This window comes from Streptomyces sp. NPDC043680 (assembly GCF_056436685.1).
Map to the genome: position 1 here is coordinate 134,822 of NZ_JBWKCE010000001.1, position 15,652 is coordinate 150,473.

Consider the following 15,652-nt stretch of genomic DNA (forward strand, 5'->3'; position numbering starts at 1 on the left):
ATGGAAAAGGTGAACGACACGGAGCTGGACGCACTCGACCGGTCCCTGGTCCAGGCCCTCGTGATCGACGGCCGGGCTCCCTTCAGTCGGCTCGCCGAGGTGCTGGAGGTCTCCGACCAGACCGTCGTACGCCGCTACCGGCGCCTGCGGACCACCGGCCTGATCCGGGTGGTGGGGCTGCCGGTGGGCAGCCGCGTCGGGCTGTTCGAGTCCTGGCTGCGCGTGCAGTGCGCCCCGGACGCCGCGCTCCCGGTGGCCGGGGCGCTCGCCCGCCGCCCGGACATCGCGTGGGTGACCCTGAACTCGGGCGGCACGGAGGTCCACTGCATGACCCGGGCCCGTACCCGCAAGGACCGCGACGCCCTGCTGCTGGAGAAGCTGCCGCGCACCCGCCGGGTGACCGGCATCAGCGCCCACACCATCCTGCGGAAGTTCTTCGGCGGGCCCGATGCGTGGGCGGGCGTGGACGTGCTGCGCCCCGACCAGATCGCGGCCCTGGAGCGGCCGCCGGCGCCGCCCCGGCCGGAGCGGTACGCCCTGGACGACACGGAGTTCGCGCTGCTCGCGGTGCTGGGGCGGGACGGCCGCGCCGGGTATCCGGAACTGGCCCGCGCAACCGGCCTGTCGGAGTCGACCGCCCGCCGCAGGCTGGAGCGGCTGCGCGAGCTCGGGGTCCTCTTCTTCGACGTGGAGTTCGTTCCCACGCTCTTCGGATACGAGGCGGAGGCGACGGTGGTGCTGACCGTCCCGCCGGCCCGCCTCGCGGAGGTGGGGGCCGCGCTGGCGAGCCACCGCGAGGTGCCGTTCGCGGCGGCCGTGACCGGGGCGGCCTCCCTGATGGCGGTGGTCGTGTGCCGGGACACCGACGCGCTGTACACGTACCTGACCGAGCGGATCGGCGCGGTGGACGGCGTGGGGCAGGTGGAGGTGATCCCGGCCCTGCGCAGCGTCAAGCGGGCCGGGATGCTCGTGGAGGGCGAGCGGCTGGTGGACCCGCCGCCCGCCCCCTGAACCGGTACCGCGGCGGCTCCTACCGCAGCACCACCCCGCCGCCGGCCTCCGTGACCACCGGGGCGGCGACCAGCCCCAGTTCGGCCGGGCTCGCCAGCAGCGGGTGGGCGGGCAGGATCCGTACGGTGTAGCCGAAGGGCCCCGTGCGGTCGAGGGCGAGCGTGCCCTCGTACACCCATCGGCCCTCCAGGTCCGGCCCGGCGGCCGGTTTGAGCGGGAAGCTCCTCCCGTCCCGGATCACGTCCTGCGGGTCCACCCGGCCCGCGACCGCCTGTACCTCCACGTCCTCGGGCGCGAGCGCGTCCAGCGCCACCCGCACCCGCAGCGTGAGGGTGGCCCCGAGCTCGGCGGTGCCGTTGACGGGAGCGTCGGCCAGTGCCTCCACGTGCTCGACGCCGACCCGTGGCCAGGCCGCCCGGACCCGGCCCTTCCACCAAGCGAGGTCGCGCGCCGCCTCCGGGGTCAGGGCCCGGTGGGCGTGGGCGGCCGGCACGTACAGCCGTTCCACGTACTCCCGTACCATCCGTCCCGCCAGCACCTTGGGTCCCAGGGAGACGAGGGTGCGCCGGACCATCTCGATCCACCGCACCGGGAGGGCTCCCCGCCCCGAGCGGTCGTAGAACCGGGGCGCGACCCGGCTCTCGATCAACTCGTAGAGGGCGGCGGCCTCCAGGTCGTCGCGCCGTTCCTCGTCCGTCCCGAGTCCGTCGGCGGTCGGGATGGCCCAGCCGAAGTCCGGCTCGAACCACTCGTCCCACCAGCCGTCCAGCACGGACAGGTTGAGGCAGCCGTTCAGGGCGGCCTTCATCCCGCTGGTCCCGCATGCCTCCAGCGGCCGCAGCGGGTTGTTGAGCCAGACGTCGCAGCCCGGATAGAGCTTCTGCGCCATCGCCATCCCGTAGTCGGGCAGGAAGACGATCCGGTGCCGCACCCGCGGGTCGTCCGCGAACCGCACCAGCTCCTGGACGAGCCGCTTGCCTCCGTCGTCGGCCGGGTGCGCCTTGCCCGCGACCACGATCTGCACGGGCCGGTCGGGGTCCAGCAGCAGCCGGCGCAGCCGCTCGGGGTCGCGCAGCATCAGGGTGAGCCGCTTGTAGGAGGGCACGCGCCGGGCGAAGCCGATGGTGAGCACGTCCGGGTCGAGTACGGAGTCCACCCAGCCCAGTTCGGCGGCCGCGGCCCCGCGCCGGCGCCAAGAGGCCCGCAGCCGGTCGCGCACCTCCTGCACCAGCTGCTCGCGCAGCACCCGCCGCAGGTCCCAGATGTCCTGGTCGGCGATGTCCGCGACGGCGTCCCAGCGCTGGGAGCCGCCGACGGACAGGGCGTCCTCGGTGCGTCCGGCGCCGATCTGGCGGGCGCCGAGCCGGGCGACCTCGGGGGCCACCCAGGTAGGAGCGTGCACGCCGTTGGTCACCGAGGTGATGGGCACGTCGGCGGGGTCGAAGCCCGGCCACAACCCGGCGAACATGCCCCGGCTGACGGCGCCGTGCAGGGTGGAGACCCCGTTGGCCCGCTGGGCGAGCCGCAGGCCCATCACCGCCATGTTGAACACCCCGGGGTCGCCGCCGGGGTAGGTCTCGGCGCCGAGTTCCAGGATCCGGTCGACGGGGACGCCCTCCAGCTCGGCACCGGTCCCGAAGTGACGGGCCACCAGGGCCCGGTCGAAGCGGTCGATGCCGGCGGGCACGGGGGTGTGCGTGGTGAACACGGTCCCGGCGCGCACCGCCTCGACGGCGGCCTCGAAGCCGAGCCCCAGCTCCCCTTCCAGTTCCCTTATGCGTTCGAGTCCGAGGAACCCGGCGTGGCCCTCGTTGGTGTGGAAGACCTCGGGGTCGGGATGGCCGGTGATCCGGCAGTACGTGCGCACCGCGCGCACGCCGCCGATGCCGAGCAGCATCTCCTGGAGCAGCCGGTGGTCGCTGCCGCCGCCGTAGAGCCGGTCGGTGACCTCCCGGGCGCCCGCGTCATTGTCCTCGACGTCGGAGTCGAGCAGCAGCAGCGGCACCCGGCCGACCCGGGCCTGCCAGATGTGCGCGTGCAGGGCCCGGCCGCCGGGCAGGCTCAGGCGGACGCGGGCGGGGGCGCCGTCCTCGTCCCGCAGCAGGGACAGGGGGAGTTCGTTGGGATCGAGTACGGGGTAGTGCTCCTGCTGCCAGCCGTCGCGGGAGAGGGTCTGGCGGAAGTACCCGTGGCGGTACAGCAGTCCCACACCGATGAGCGGGACGCCGAGGTCGCTGGCGGCCTTGAGGTGGTCCCCGGCGAGGATGCCGAGCCCGCCGGAGTACTGCGGGAGGGCGGCGGTGATGCCGAACTCCGGTGAGAAGTAGGCGATCGCGGCGGGGAGATCGGCGACGTCCTCATGGCCCTGGTACCACCTCCCGCCGTGGACGTAGTCGTCGAGGTCGGCCGCGACGGCGGCGAGGCGGCGCAGGAACCGGCGGTCGCCGGCCAGCTCCTCCAGCCGGGAGGCGCTGACCCCGCCGAGGAGCCGGACGGGGTCTCCCCCTGCGGCGTGCCAGCCGTCGGGGTCGACGGATTGGAAGAGTTCGCGGGTCTCCGCATGCCAGGACCAGCGCAGATTGCGCGCGAGGTCCGCCAGCGGCAGGAGGGGTTCCGGGAGGACAGGGCGTACGGTGAATCGACGGATAGCCTTCACGCGTTCCACCTTCGCAGGCAATTGCGGATAGGAGCGGCCACACCACGCTGTGCGCCGCGCATCACCCCCGGAAGGCTATCGGCGACCCCCGCCGCTCGGCCATGGCGCCTCGCTCGACGCCCGGACGCGGCCGCCCTCGGTGGTGTCCGCGGACGGGGCCCGGACACGCCGCCGCCCCGGCCGCCGCACGCAGGGCGTGGGCGGCCGGGGCGGGTTGGGGCGGCCGGTCAGGGCTGGGTGAAGTAGCCGAGCAGATCGGTGATCACGTGGGTGCTGCCGCCGTAGCTGTTCCAGACGGCGACGCGGCCGTCCGCCACCGGGGTGGTGACGTGGTTGGGGACGGTGTCGCCGGGACGGGTGTTGAGGCTGCTGGCACCCGGGCGGCTCGCTCCGTACCCGTAGACGGTGAGGAATCCGGGTCCGGTGGACTCGGTGGCGGTGACGTTCAGTACGGCGCCGACGGCTCCGGCGGGCAGGCCTGCGACGGTGGTGTCCGCGCCGGGGGCGAGCTTGCCGGTGGTCCGGGTGTCGGCGAGGCGCCTCGGGACGGTCGGCGTGAACAGGGTCTTGCCGTCCTTGCCGTACCAGCCGACCGCGTCCAGGACCAGGTGCGTGGAGCCGGTGTTGGTGTAGAGGGTGATCGTGCCGCCCGGGCCCACCGGGACGATGGCCTGGTTCGACTTGTCCTTGCCCGGCTCGGGGTTGAGGTTCGAGGTGGCGGGCCGGTTCGCCGGGTCCGGGTAGGCGATCACGTGGGCGTCGGCGGTGGAACCGGTGCTGGTCAGGTTGAGTGCGACCGCGGTGGCGTCGGCTGGGACACCGCCCACCCCCGCGACCTTGACGGTCCGGCTCGTGCCCCCGGCGAGCGCGCCGCCCGCGGTACGGGTGTCGGCGAGGCGGGTCGGGGCGAGCGGGCTGAAGCGCTGCCCGGCGTTCGGCTGGTAGTAGCCGACGAAGTCGACGACGAGCGAGGCCCGGCCGGAGTTCAGCTGGGCCGAGACCCGGCCGTCGGCTCCGACGGGGACGGTGACCGTGTTGGAGGACGTACCGCCCGCGCGGACGTTGACGTTCGAGGTCGCCGGGCGGGGCTGGCCGGAGGGCCACACGCTGAGGTGGGTGTCCTCCGTGGCGCCCGTGACGGTGACGTTGAGGACGGCCGCGGCCATGCCGCCGGAGAGGACGTGGTCCGGCACGGACAGGCCGACCGGCAGGATCACGCCGGTCGGCGTCCCACCCGCGACGGGGCTGTTGGAGGTGCGGGTGTCGAGCAGGCGGAACGGGGCGGTGGCGACGTAGCCGGAGGGCGCGTAGTCGGCCTTCACCGTCTTGGCCGCCGTGGACGTGGCGCCATGGGAGTCGCGGACGGTGACCGCCACCCGGTGGTCGCCGGGCCGGCTGTAGGTGTGCTGGACCGGCTCCAGGCTGTTGCCCTGGATGGTGGTGCCGTCACCGAAGTCCAGGTCGACCCGCTCCACGGGCCACGGGGCAGCGGTGGCCGCGGGGTCGATGCGCACGGTCAGCGGACGGGTGGAGCCCATGGGGTTGTCCGAGGTCGGCAGCACCGGCTCGGCGGTGAACGCGGCGGTCAGCGGGCCGGCCGCGGTCACCTTGGTCGACTTCTGCGTGAAGGCCTTCGCCCCCACGCCGTTGACCGCCGTGACCTTGACCGTGCACTCGCACGGCGCGCTGTAGACGTGCGTGGCGACGGCGTGGTCGGCGTTGCCCTGGCGGGTGACGACGGGCGCCGTCCCGTCGCCGAAGTCCACGTGGTACTCCATGGCGGTGGGCCACAGGCTGTTCGACACGGCCTGCACCTCCACCGCAGTGCCGGCCGGCGCCCAGGTCCGGTCGATCACCATCCAGGCCTCGCTCAGGCCGTCCTGCGTCTCGTAGGCGCCGCGGTCCAGGTACCCCCCGTCCTTGCCGGTGTTGGGCACGCGCGGGTCGTCGGCGGTCGGGTTCCCGTTGTGGTCCGTGGGCAGTACGCCCGGTGCCGTCGGGTCGGCGGAGTCGATGGCCCGTGAGCCGTCCATCTGGCCGGCCTCGTCGCGGGACGCGGTCAGGATGTCGTGCGCACCCTGGCCGCTGGCGGCCTGGAACGCCGCGGAGCTCTGGTACCCGGTGCCGGCCCAGCTGTAGACCGTACGCCCGTCGCCGGCAACGATCAGGTTGTAGTCGGCGCGGGTGCCCTCGGCCGCGCTCTGCGACACCGACATGCCCTGAGCAGGTTCGGCCGACTCGCACCGCGTGGAGGTCGTTCCGGTGTAGAGCACGTTGTTGAACAGTGCGGAGCCGGTCGAGCCGCCGCTGACCGAGAGGGCCGCCGGGCAGTAACCGTAGAGCGTGTTGTTGGTGACGACCGTGCCGGACGCGTCGACCACCGTGACCGCCGACCGGACTGCGCCGATGATCTGGTTGCGGCTGAGCACGGTGCCCCGCGAGCCGCCCTCGATCCGGACTCCGGTCAGCCGGCTCCGGGTGAGGCGCACGTCCGTGCTTCCCCCGCCGACCCCGAGGGCGTCGAGCGTGCCCCGGGAGACGACCGTCCGGTCCAGCTCCACATCGGTCGATCGGCTGATCTGGACGCCGCCGCGGACGGTCAGGCCGCGTACCACCACGTGGCCGGCGCCCGTGACGGCCAGGCCCTTGGACAGCTCCGCCGAGGGGGTGCCCTCGGTCGGATCGGCGGCGAAGGTGATCGGCCTGCCCGGCTCCCCGGAGCGGTCGACGGTCACGGCCTCGTCATAGGTCCTGCCCGTCTTGACGAGCACCGTCTGGCCCGGCCGAACGACCTTGGCCGCGGCCGAGACGGTGCAGAACGGAACGGGCTGCGTGCCGGATCCGGCGTCGGAGCAGTTCGAGCCGTCATGGTTGCTGACGTACAGGGTGGACGGCGTATCGGCGGCCGCAGCGCCGGGAACACCGAGGAGGGCGGCGAGACCTGCAGTGAGCAGGACCACCGCACGAGTGGGACGCAAAGGGATGGCTTCCTTCGTCATGCAGGAAAAGCTGCGTGGAATGCGGGGCGTTGCACAGCTGCATGACGGCGAAGCGGCCGATTCCCCCAGGCCGTCGGGCGCACGAGCATCCACGAGGACGAAGCCGTGATCCCTGGTCGGCCGACGGATGTCACTCCGGACAAAACGCCTTCCCGTCAACACCACCCCTCGCGTCTCACCTAGCCCGTCCGCGTCGCACTCCGCCCCCGTCCGGGCCGGATCGGCGGGGTCCGAGGGGAGGGTGGGGTCGGTGGTGTGCGGTCCTACATCCGGTAGTCCGCACCGACTTGATGGAGCCTCGGCGGATGTCGGACAGGGGCTTGGTCTGGGCCGTGCGACTACGTACGAGTAGTTGACCGACACCCTGCATGGGCGCGGCGAGAGTGGGAAGGCCTCCCCGCGTACACGCACGGCGCACCCCGCACTCCACCTCTCCCGCCACCCGAGTGAACGCGGACAGGAGCGGCCATGCCCGCAGCCCAGCCGTCTTCCGAGCGGCTAGAAACAGAGCGAACAGAGCGTGCACTACCAGCCGGTTCCACGGCTGGCCTGTTGTCACCGAGCCCTGCGAAACGCCCCCAGGTGATCCCATCATGATCGGTCGCATTCCCGTACTGGACGTCCGCCCTGCCGTCGACTGCGGGGCCAGACCCGCCAAGGCGGTCGTGGACGAGGTCTTCGAGATCTCCGCCACCGTGTTCCGCGAGGGCCACGACGCCGTCGCCGCCCATGTCGTGCTGCGCGACCCCAGCGGGCGGATGCGGCCCCCCGTGCCGATGCGCGAGCTCGCGCCCGGCACCGATCGCTGGGGGGCCCGGGTCTCGGCCGACGCGGAGGGGCGGTGGACGTACACGGTCGAGGCGTGGAGCGACCCGGTCGCCACCTGGCGGGCGCATGCCGCGATCAAGATCCCGGCCGGGATCGACCCGGGGCTCACCCTCCTCGAAGGGGCGGCGGTCCTGGAGCGGGCCGGGTCCCGGATCCCCAAGCGCGACGGGCGCGAGCACGTCCTGGCCGCCGCCGCCACGATGCGCGACGAGGACCTGGAGGTGGACGTACGCTACGCCGCCGCCCTCGCGCCGGAGGTGGAGGCGGCGCTGTCGAGGCGCCCGTACCGGGAGCTCGTCACGGCCGCCAAGGCCCTGCCGCTGATCGTGGAGCGCAAGCGCGCCCTCTTCGGCTCCTGGTACGAGATGTTCCCCCGCTCCGAGGGGGCCGTCGTCGAGCCGGGCCGGGCACCGGTCAGCGGGACGTTCGCGACCGCCGCCGAGCGGCTGCCGGCCATCGCCGCGATGGGCTTCGACGTGGTGTACCTGCCGCCGATCCACCCGATCGGGAGCACCTACCGCAAGGGCCCCAACAACACGCTCTCCGCGGGGAGTTGGGATCCGGGTGTGCCGTGGGCCATCGGCTCCACCGAGGGCGGCCACGACGCCGTCCACCCCGAACTCGGCACCATCGAGGACTTCGACGCCTTCGTCGCCCGCGCCCGCGAGCTCCACCTGGAGATCGCGCTCGACTTCGCCCTGCAGTGCTCGCCCGACCACCCGTGGGTGGAGAAGCACCCCGAGTGGTTCCGCCACCGCGCCGACGGGACGATCGCGTACGCGGAGAACCCGCCGAAGAAGTACCAGGACATCTACCCGATCCACTTCGACACCGACATGGCCGGCCTCGTCACGGAGACGGTCCGCATCCTGCGCCACTGGATGGAGCACGGTGTCCGGATCTTCCGGGTCGACAATCCGCACACCAAGCCTGTCGTCTTCTGGCAGAAGGTGATCGCGGACATCAACAAGACCGACCCCGACGTGATCTTCCTGGCGGAGGCCTTCACCCGCCCCGCGATGATGCGCGCGCTCGCCGCCACCGGCTTCCAGCAGTCGTACACGTACTTCACCTGGCGCAACACCAAGGCGGAGCTCACCGAGTACCTGACCGAGCTGTCCGACACCCGGTCGGCCTCCGTCATGCGGCCGAATTTCTTCGTCAACACGCCCGACATCCTCCACGCCTACCTGCAGCACGGCGGTCGTCCCGCCTTCGAGGTGCGGGCGGTCCTGGCCGCCACCCTCTCCCCGACCTGGGGGATCTACGCGGGCTACGAGCTCTGCGAGAACACCCCGGTCCGCGAGGGCAGCGAGGAGTACCTGAACTCCGAGAAGTACGAGTTCCGGCCACGTGACTGGGCGGCCGCCGAGCGCGAGGGCCGGACCATCGCCCCGCTGATCACCACGCTGAACCGGCTGCGCCGGCGCCACCCGGCGCTCCAGCAGCTGCGCGACATCCACTTCCACACGACCGACAACGACCAGGTGATCGCCTATTCGAAGCATGCCGGAGCCGATTCCGTACTGGTGGTCGTCAACCTCGATCCACACCACACCCAGGAGGCGACGGTCTCGTTGGACATGCCGGTACTCGGCCTCGACTGGCACGGGTCCCTCGCGGTGCGCGACGAGCTCACCGGCGAGACCTATCACTGGGGCAGGGCGAACTACGTGCGCCTAGAGCCGGGCCGTACGCCCGCGCACGTGCTGGCCGCTCTGCGACCGTCCCCGCCCACCGGAGGGTCACCCACCACATGATGATCAACGACCCCGTCCCCGACACCTTCGAGGACACCCCCGCCAAGGACCGCGATCCCGACTGGTTCAAGCGGGCGGTCTTCTACGAGGTCCTCGTCCGCTCCTTCCACGACAGCAACGGCGACGGCGTGGGGGACCTCCAGGGGCTCACCGCCAAGCTGGACTACCTCCAGTGGCTGGGCGTCGACTGCCTCTGGCTGCCGCCGTTCTTCGCCTCGCCCTTGCGCGACGGGGGGTACGACGTCTCGGACTACACCTCGGTCCTCCCCGAGTTCGGCGACCTCGCCGACTTCGTCGAGTTCGTGGACGCCGCGCACCAGCGCGGTATGCGCGTGATCATCGACTTCGTCATGAACCACACCAGCGACCAGCACGAGTGGTTCCAGCAGTCGCGCACGGACCCGGACGGACCGTACGGCGACTACTACATGTGGGCCGACAACGACAAGCAGTACCAGGACGCCCGCATCATCTTCATCGACACCGAGACCTCCAACTGGACGTACGACCCGGTACGCAAGCAGTACTACTGGCACCGCTTCTTCTCGCACCAGCCGGACCTCAACTTCGAGAACCCGGCCGTGCAGGAGGAGATCATCTCGGCGCTGCGCTTCTGGCTCGACCTCGGCATCGACGGGTTCCGGCTCGACGCCGTCCCCTACCTCTACGCCGAGGAGGGCACCAACTGCGAGAACCTGCCCCGCACCCACGCCCTCCTCAAGCGGGTCCGGGCCGAGATCGACGCGCACTACCCCGACACCGTCCTGCTCGCCGAGGCCAACCAGTGGCCCGAGGACGTCGTGGACTACTTCGGCGACTTCGCCAAGGGCGGGGACGAGTGCCACATGGCCTTCCACTTCCCCGTCATGCCGCGCATCTTCATGGCGGTGCGAAGAGAGTCCCGCTACCCGGTCTCCGAGATCCTCGCCAAGACGCCGGCGATCCCGGCCAACTGCCAGTGGGGCATCTTCCTGCGCAACCACGACGAGCTGACCCTGGAGATGGTCACCGACGAGGAGCGCGACTACATGTACGCCGAGTACGCCAAGGACCCGCGGATGCGGGCCAACATCGGCATCCGGCGCCGGCTCGCCCCGCTCCTCGACAACGACCGCAACCAGATGGAGCTGTTCACCGCCCTGCTGCTGTCGCTGCCCGGTTCCCCGGTGCTGTACTACGGCGACGAGATCGGCATGGGCGACAACATCTGGCTGGGCGACCGCGACGGCGTCCGCACCCCGATGCAGTGGACCCCGGACCGCAATGCCGGTTTCTCCTCCTGCGATCCGGGCAGGTTGAACCTGCCGGTCATCATGGACCCCGTCTACGGGTACCAGGTCACCAATGTCGAGGCGGCCATGGCATCGCCCTCGTCACTGCTGCACTGGACCCGCCGGCTGATCGAGATCCGCAAGGCGAATCCGGCGTTCGGGCTCGGCTCGTACACCGAACTGCCGTCGTCCAACCCGGCGGTGCTCGCGTTCCTCCGGGAGTACGGCGACGACCTGGTGCTGTGCGTGCACAACTTCTCGCGGTTCGCGCAGCCCACCGAGCTGGATCTGCGGTCGTTCAACGGGCGGGTGCCGGTGGAGCTGACCGGTGATGTGCGCTTCCCGCCGATCGGCGAGTGGCCGTACCTGCTCACCCTGGCGGGCCACGGCTTCCTCTGGTTCCGGCTGCGCCACGAGCAGAAGCCGGAGCTCAAGACCGGCGCTTGAGCCAAGGGGGCGGGCACACGAACGGGTCAGTCGCCCGCCCCTGTACGGATCATCCTGACCCGACACCCACTCACCACCGGACAGCAATGCTCGCCATCCGGGACACTCTGCGCATTCGTGACGGCCCGGGGAAAGGACGCGACGCCATGTCGGAGGCTGCATCCGCCCGGAGCCGCCAGGGCAGTCTGGCCGCTGTCCCGCTCGGACCGCTCGAACCCATGCTGCGGGCCTGGCTGCCCAGGCAGCGCTGGTACGCCGGAAAGGGGCGCGCCATCACCCGGCTGCGGCTCGTCTCGGCCGTCGAGCTGCTGCCGCCCGGGAGCACCCCCGGGCTCGTGCACCTGCTCGTCGGGGTGGACTGCGCCGACGGGAGCGCGGACTGCTACCAGCTGCTGCTGGGGGTGCGGCCCGCGCCGCTGCCGCCCGCGCTCGCACCCGCGCTGATCGGGCACGCCGAGCAGGGCCCGTACGCCGGCCAGGCCGTGTACGAGGGGCTCGGCGATCCGCGGCTCGCGGCGCTGCTGCTGGAACGGTTGCGCACCCCCGGCGCGCACGGCCCGCTCCGCTTCGACCGGGACCGGGCCGCGCTGATCCCCGCCGAATCCGCGCCCCGGCCGCTGTCCGGGGAGCAGACCAACTCCTCGCTGATCTACGGCGATTCACACATCCTGAAGGTGTTCCGCCGCGTGGGGCCCGGGGTCAACCCGGACCTGGAGCTGCCCAGAGCGCTGGCCGCGGCCGGCTGCTCCCGCGTGCCGGCGCCGGTCGCCTGGTACGAGGCCGAGCTGCCCGGCTCGGAGCCGCTGACCCTGGGCGTGCTCCAGCCGTACCTGCGCGGCTCCGACGACGGCTGGCAGCTCGCCCTGCGCCGGCTCGGAGCCGGGGCCGACTTCACCGCCGAGGCGCACGCCCTGGGCCGGGCCACCGCCGAGGTGCACAGCGCCCTCGCCGCCGCCCTGCCCACCGTGGCGCTGGGCCCCGAGCAGACGGCCCGGCTCGCCGCGGGCATGACGGCGCGCCTGGCGGCCACCGCCCGCGAAGTGCCCGCGCTGCGGCCGTACGAGGCGGGGCTGCGCGGGGCCTTCGACGCGCTGGCCGCCTCCCGCGGGTCCGGCGTCCCGGCCCAGCGGATCCACGGGGACCTGCACCTGGGCCAGACGCTGCGCACCGCCGACGGTACCTGGGCGCTGATCGACTTCGAGGGTGAGCCGGCCCGGCCGCTGGCCGACCGGCGCCGCCCCGAGCCTGCCGTGCGCGACATCGCCGGGATACTGCGCTCCTTCGACTACGCGGCCCGCTCCCACCGGCCGTTCGCACCCGCCTGGGCGGACGCCTGCCGGGCCGCCTTCTGCGAGGGCTACGCCCGGACCACCGGCCGCGACCCGCGCGAGGACCCGGTCCTGCTGCGCGCGTACGAGACCGACAAGGCGGTGTACGAGGCGCGCTACGAGTCCCGGCACCGGCCCGACTGGCTGCACGTCCCCATGGCGGCCATCCGCCGCCTGTCCGAACGGGAGCGGCCTGCCCACCGACCGGGCCGCCGTGCGGCGGCGCCTCCCGCGCCGCCCGCATCGAACACCCCCCATCCGAAGCCCCCGAGGAGGCCGCTCGCGTGAGCGCCGCACGACAGCCGTCACCGTCCGTCCGCGACGAAGCCGCTCCCGCCCCGGAGCCGCCCCGCCCGAAGGCCTCGGGGGCGCGTGCGCCCCGGGCGCGCCGGGACGCCGCCCCGGCGCGCGGGGTCCGGCCCGCGCCCGTGCTCGACGCCGGGGAACGGGCCCGGCTGCTGGAGGGCCGCCACCACGATCCCCACGCGGTGCTGGGCGCGCACCCCCTGCGCGGCGGGGTCGTCTTCCGCATGCTGCGCCCGTACGCGAAGACGGTGACCGTCGTCGCCAAGGGGCTGCGGGCCGAGCTCCACGACGAGGGCGACGGGCTCTTCTCGGGGCTGCTGCCGCTGACCGGGGTGCCGGACTACCGGCTGCTGGTGGCCTACGACGGCGCCGAGACCGAGGTGCAGGACCCGTACCGGTTCCTGCCGGCGGTGGGCGAGCTGGACCTGCACCTGATCGGCGAGGGCCGGCACGAGGAACTGTGGACGGCGCTCGGCGCCCGGCCGATGGAGCACCAGGGCGTCTTCGGCACCCGGTTCACGGTGTGGGCCCCGAACGCCCAGGGCGTGCGGGTCACCGGGGACTTCTCGTACTGGGACCCGACCGCCCACCCGATGCGCTCGCTGGGCTCCTCCGGGGTGTGGGAGCTGTTCCTGCCGGGGGTGGGCGAAGGCGCCCTCTACAAGTACGACATCACGCGCCCCGACGGCAGCCACACCCTGCGCGCCGACCCGATGGCCCGGCAGGCGGAGGTTCCGCCGGCGACCGCGTCCGTGGTGACCGACTCCCGGTACGCCTGGCAGGACGCGGAGTGGATGGCGCAGCGCGGGGCCCGCCCCGTGCACCAGGCGCCGTTCTCGGTGTACGAGCTGCACCTGGCGTCGTGGCGGCCGGGGCTCTCCTACCGGCAGCTGGCCGAGCAGTTGCCGGCGTACGTCAAGGAGCTCGGCTTCACCCACGTGGAGTTCATGCCGGTCGCCGAGCACCCCTTCGGCGGTTCCTGGGGCTATCAGGTGACCGGCTTCTACGCGCCGACCTCCAGGCTGGGCAGCCCGGACGACTTCCGCTTCCTCGTGGACAGCCTGCACCGGGCCGGCATCGGAGTGATCGTCGACTGGGTGCCCGCGCACTTCCCCCGGGACGAGTGGGCGCTCGCCGAGTTCGACGGGCGGCCGCTCTACGAGCACCACGACCCGCGACGGGCCGCGCACCCGGACTGGGGGACGCTGGAGTTCGACTACGGCCGCAAGGAGGTCCGCAACTTCCTCGTCGCCAATGCCGTCTACTGGTGCCAGGAGTTCCACGTGGACGGGCTGCGGGTGGACGCGGTGGCCTCCATGCTCTACCTGGACTACTCGCGGGGCGAGGGCGAGTGGCTGCCGAACGTGTACGGCGGCCGGGAGAACCTGGACGCGGTCGCGCTGCTGCAGGAGATGAACGCGACGGTGTACCGGCGCTGCCCGGGCGTGGTGACGATCGCCGAGGAGTCCACGGCCTGGGACGGGGTCACGCGGCCCACGGACGGCGGCGGCCTCGGCTTCGGCCTGAAGTGGAACATGGGCTGGATGCACGACACGCTGCGCTACCTCTCGAAGGAGCCGGTGCACCGCAAGTACCACCACAACGACCTGACCTTCGGGATGGTCTACGCGTACAGCGAGAACTTCGTGCTGCCGATCTCCCACGACGAGGTGGTGCACGGCAAGGGCTCGCTGGTGTCGAAGATCCCCGGGGACTGGTGGCAGCAGCGGGCCTCGCACCGGGCGTACCTGGGCTTCATGTGGGCCCACCCGGGCAAGCAACTGCTCTTCATGGGGCAGGAGTTCGCGCAGGGCTCGGAGTGGTCGGAGGCGCACGGGCCCGACTGGTGGCTGCTGGACCCCGCGTACTCGGCGGCGGGCGACCACCGCGGAGTACGCGATCTGGTGCGCGACCTGAACCACACGTACACGGCCACGCCCGCGCTGTGGGAACGGGACACCGTGCCGGAGGGGTTCGCGTGGGTGGAGGCGGACGCCGCCGAGGACAACGTGCTCGCCTTCCTGCGCTACGGGCAGGACGGCTCGCCGCTGCTGTGCGTGTCGAACTTCTCGCCGGTGGTGCGGCACGGCTACCGGATCGGGGTACCCGAGGCGGTGCCGGGGTGGCGGGAGGTCCTCAACACGGACCTGGAGGAGTACGGCGGCAGCGGCGTGCGCCATCCGCAGGCGCTGCGGCCCGAGCCCGTGCCGGCGCAGGGCCGCCCGGTGAGCCTGCGTCTGACGCTCCCGCCGCTGGCGACCGTCTGGCTCAGGCCGTGACGCCGGTGAACTCCTCCAGTTCCTGAAGCAGCTTGCGCTTGGCCCGGGCCCCGACCATCTGCTGCACGGGCTCGCCGTCCCGGAAGACGAGCATGGTCGGCATGGACAGCACCCCGTACCGCGTGACGGTGGCGGGGTTGCTGTCCGCGTCGATCTGTACGACCTTGAGCCGGTCCGCGTGCTCGGCCGCGACGGCGGACAGCACGGGCGCGAGCTGGCGGCAGGGGCCGCACCAGTCCGCGGTGAACTCCACGAGGACGGGCCGGGCGCGCTCGCCGAGCACCTCCGCCTCGAAGTCCTGATCGGTCACTTCGGCCACACCTGCGGCGTGAATCATCGTGTGCTCCCTCTCCCCTTCATGTCATCCGGTCATTTCGCACCGCGGGGCCACCGCTTCGCCGGCGGCCCCGGCGGCCTGCTCCGCCTCGGCGAGCTGCCGCGCGACCTGGTCCCGTACGTCGGCCAGCCGGCCGATGAGCCCGTCGAGCTCGGCGAGCTTGCGCCGGTAGACGGCCAGGGAGGCCGGGCAGGAGTCGCCCGCGGGATGGCCCGCGCGCAGGCAGTCGACGAACGGCCGGGTCTCCTCCAGGTCGAAGCCGAAGTCCTGGAGCGTCCGGATCTGGCGCAGCAGCCGCAGGTCGTCCTCGTCGTAGGTGCGGTAGCCGTTGCCGGCCCGCCGCGCGGGCAGCAGTCCGCGGGATTCGTAGTACCGCAGGGTCCGCGTGCTGGTCCCGGCCCGCTGCGCCAGTTCGCCGATTCGCATGCCC

General features: G+C 72.5%; 9 protein-coding genes. 5 read left to right on the top strand and 4 right to left on the bottom strand.

Annotation, left to right across the window (positions count from 1 at the left end; all coding sequences use genetic code 11):
* Positions 1-1,011, top strand: a complete 1,011-nt coding sequence (locus tag AC0666_RS00580) for an Lrp/AsnC family transcriptional regulator (RefSeq protein WP_478706983.1) — start codon at positions 1-3, stop codon at positions 1,009-1,011.
* Between the two features lie 19 nt (positions 1,012-1,030).
* On the opposite strand, the gene glgP is transcribed toward AC0666_RS00580, so the two are convergent.
* Positions 1,031-3,667 carry an alpha-glucan family phosphorylase gene (gene glgP / locus AC0666_RS00585; protein ID WP_468963347.1) on the bottom strand — a complete coding sequence of 879 codons (2,637 nt, stop codon included), beginning with the start codon at positions 3,665-3,667 and terminating at the stop codon, positions 1,031-1,033.
* A gap of 227 nt (positions 3,668-3,894) precedes the next feature.
* The gene (locus AC0666_RS00590; RefSeq protein WP_478706854.1) at positions 3,895-6,666 is read right to left on the bottom strand and encodes a PKD domain-containing protein; all 2,772 of its coding nucleotides are present in this window, start codon (positions 6,664-6,666) and stop codon (positions 3,895-3,897) included.
* Between the two features lie 593 nt (positions 6,667-7,259).
* Here AC0666_RS00590 and AC0666_RS00595 point away from each other — a divergent pair.
* From AC0666_RS00595 to glgB, 4 genes are all read left to right on the top strand, one after another.
* Complete coding sequence (locus AC0666_RS00595; RefSeq protein WP_478706855.1) at positions 7,260-9,254, top strand: alpha-1,4-glucan--maltose-1-phosphate maltosyltransferase; 1,995 nt, start codon at positions 7,260-7,262, stop codon at positions 9,252-9,254.
* The gene (gene treS / locus AC0666_RS00600; RefSeq protein WP_468963344.1) at positions 9,251-10,972 is read left to right on the top strand and encodes a maltose alpha-D-glucosyltransferase; all 1,722 of its coding nucleotides are present in this window, start codon (positions 9,251-9,253) and stop codon (positions 10,970-10,972) included. Before AC0666_RS00595 ends, treS begins: the two co-directional genes overlap by 4 nt.
* Positions 10,973-11,118: 146 nt before the next feature.
* Positions 11,119-12,588, top strand: coding sequence for a maltokinase N-terminal cap-like domain-containing protein (locus AC0666_RS00605; protein WP_468963343.1), 1,470 nt, complete (start codon positions 11,119-11,121; stop codon positions 12,586-12,588).
* Positions 12,543-14,885 (top strand): 1,4-alpha-glucan branching enzyme, encoded by a 2,343-nt coding sequence (gene glgB / locus AC0666_RS00610; protein WP_468963524.1) that lies wholly within the window; start codon positions 12,543-12,545, stop codon positions 14,883-14,885. The genes AC0666_RS00605 and glgB overlap by 46 nt, the downstream gene beginning before the upstream one ends.
* Here the strand turns inward: glgB and trxA are convergent.
* Together trxA and AC0666_RS00620 are read right to left on the bottom strand one after the other, a co-directional pair.
* On the bottom strand, positions 14,875-15,222 hold the full coding sequence (trxA, locus tag AC0666_RS00615; protein ID WP_361714990.1) for a thioredoxin: 348 nt from the start codon (positions 15,220-15,222) through the stop codon (positions 14,875-14,877). The genes glgB and trxA overlap by 11 nt on opposite strands.
* A 24-nt stretch (positions 15,223-15,246) precedes the next feature.
* Positions 15,247-15,648 carry a MerR family transcriptional regulator gene (locus AC0666_RS00620; protein WP_468963342.1) on the bottom strand — a complete coding sequence of 134 codons (402 nt, stop codon included), beginning with the start codon at positions 15,646-15,648 and terminating at the stop codon, positions 15,247-15,249.
* Positions 15,649-15,652: the final 4 nt, after the last annotated feature.

Bases quoted from the DNA above. Each gene is read 5' to 3' on its own strand.
- AC0666_RS00590 (WP_478706854.1), bottom strand. From the start codon at position 6,666: ATGACGAAGGAAGCCATCCCTTTGCGTCCCACTCGTGCGGTGGTCCTG.
- AC0666_RS00595 (WP_478706855.1), top strand. From the start codon at position 7,260: ATGATCGGTCGCATTCCCGTACTGGACGTCCGCCCTGCCGTCGACTGC.
- trxA (WP_361714990.1), bottom strand. From the start codon at position 15,222: ATGATTCACGCCGCAGGTGTGGCCGAAGTGACCGATCAGGACTTCGAG.
- treS (WP_468963344.1), top strand. From the start codon at position 9,251: ATGATGATCAACGACCCCGTCCCCGACACCTTCGAGGACACCCCCGCC.
- AC0666_RS00605 (WP_468963343.1), top strand. From the start codon at position 11,119: ATGTCGGAGGCTGCATCCGCCCGGAGCCGCCAGGGCAGTCTGGCCGCT.
- AC0666_RS00620 (WP_468963342.1), bottom strand. From the start codon at position 15,648: ATGCGAATCGGCGAACTGGCGCAGCGGGCCGGGACCAGCACGCGGACC.
- AC0666_RS00580 (WP_478706983.1), top strand. From the start codon at position 1: ATGGAAAAGGTGAACGACACGGAGCTGGACGCACTCGACCGGTCCCTG.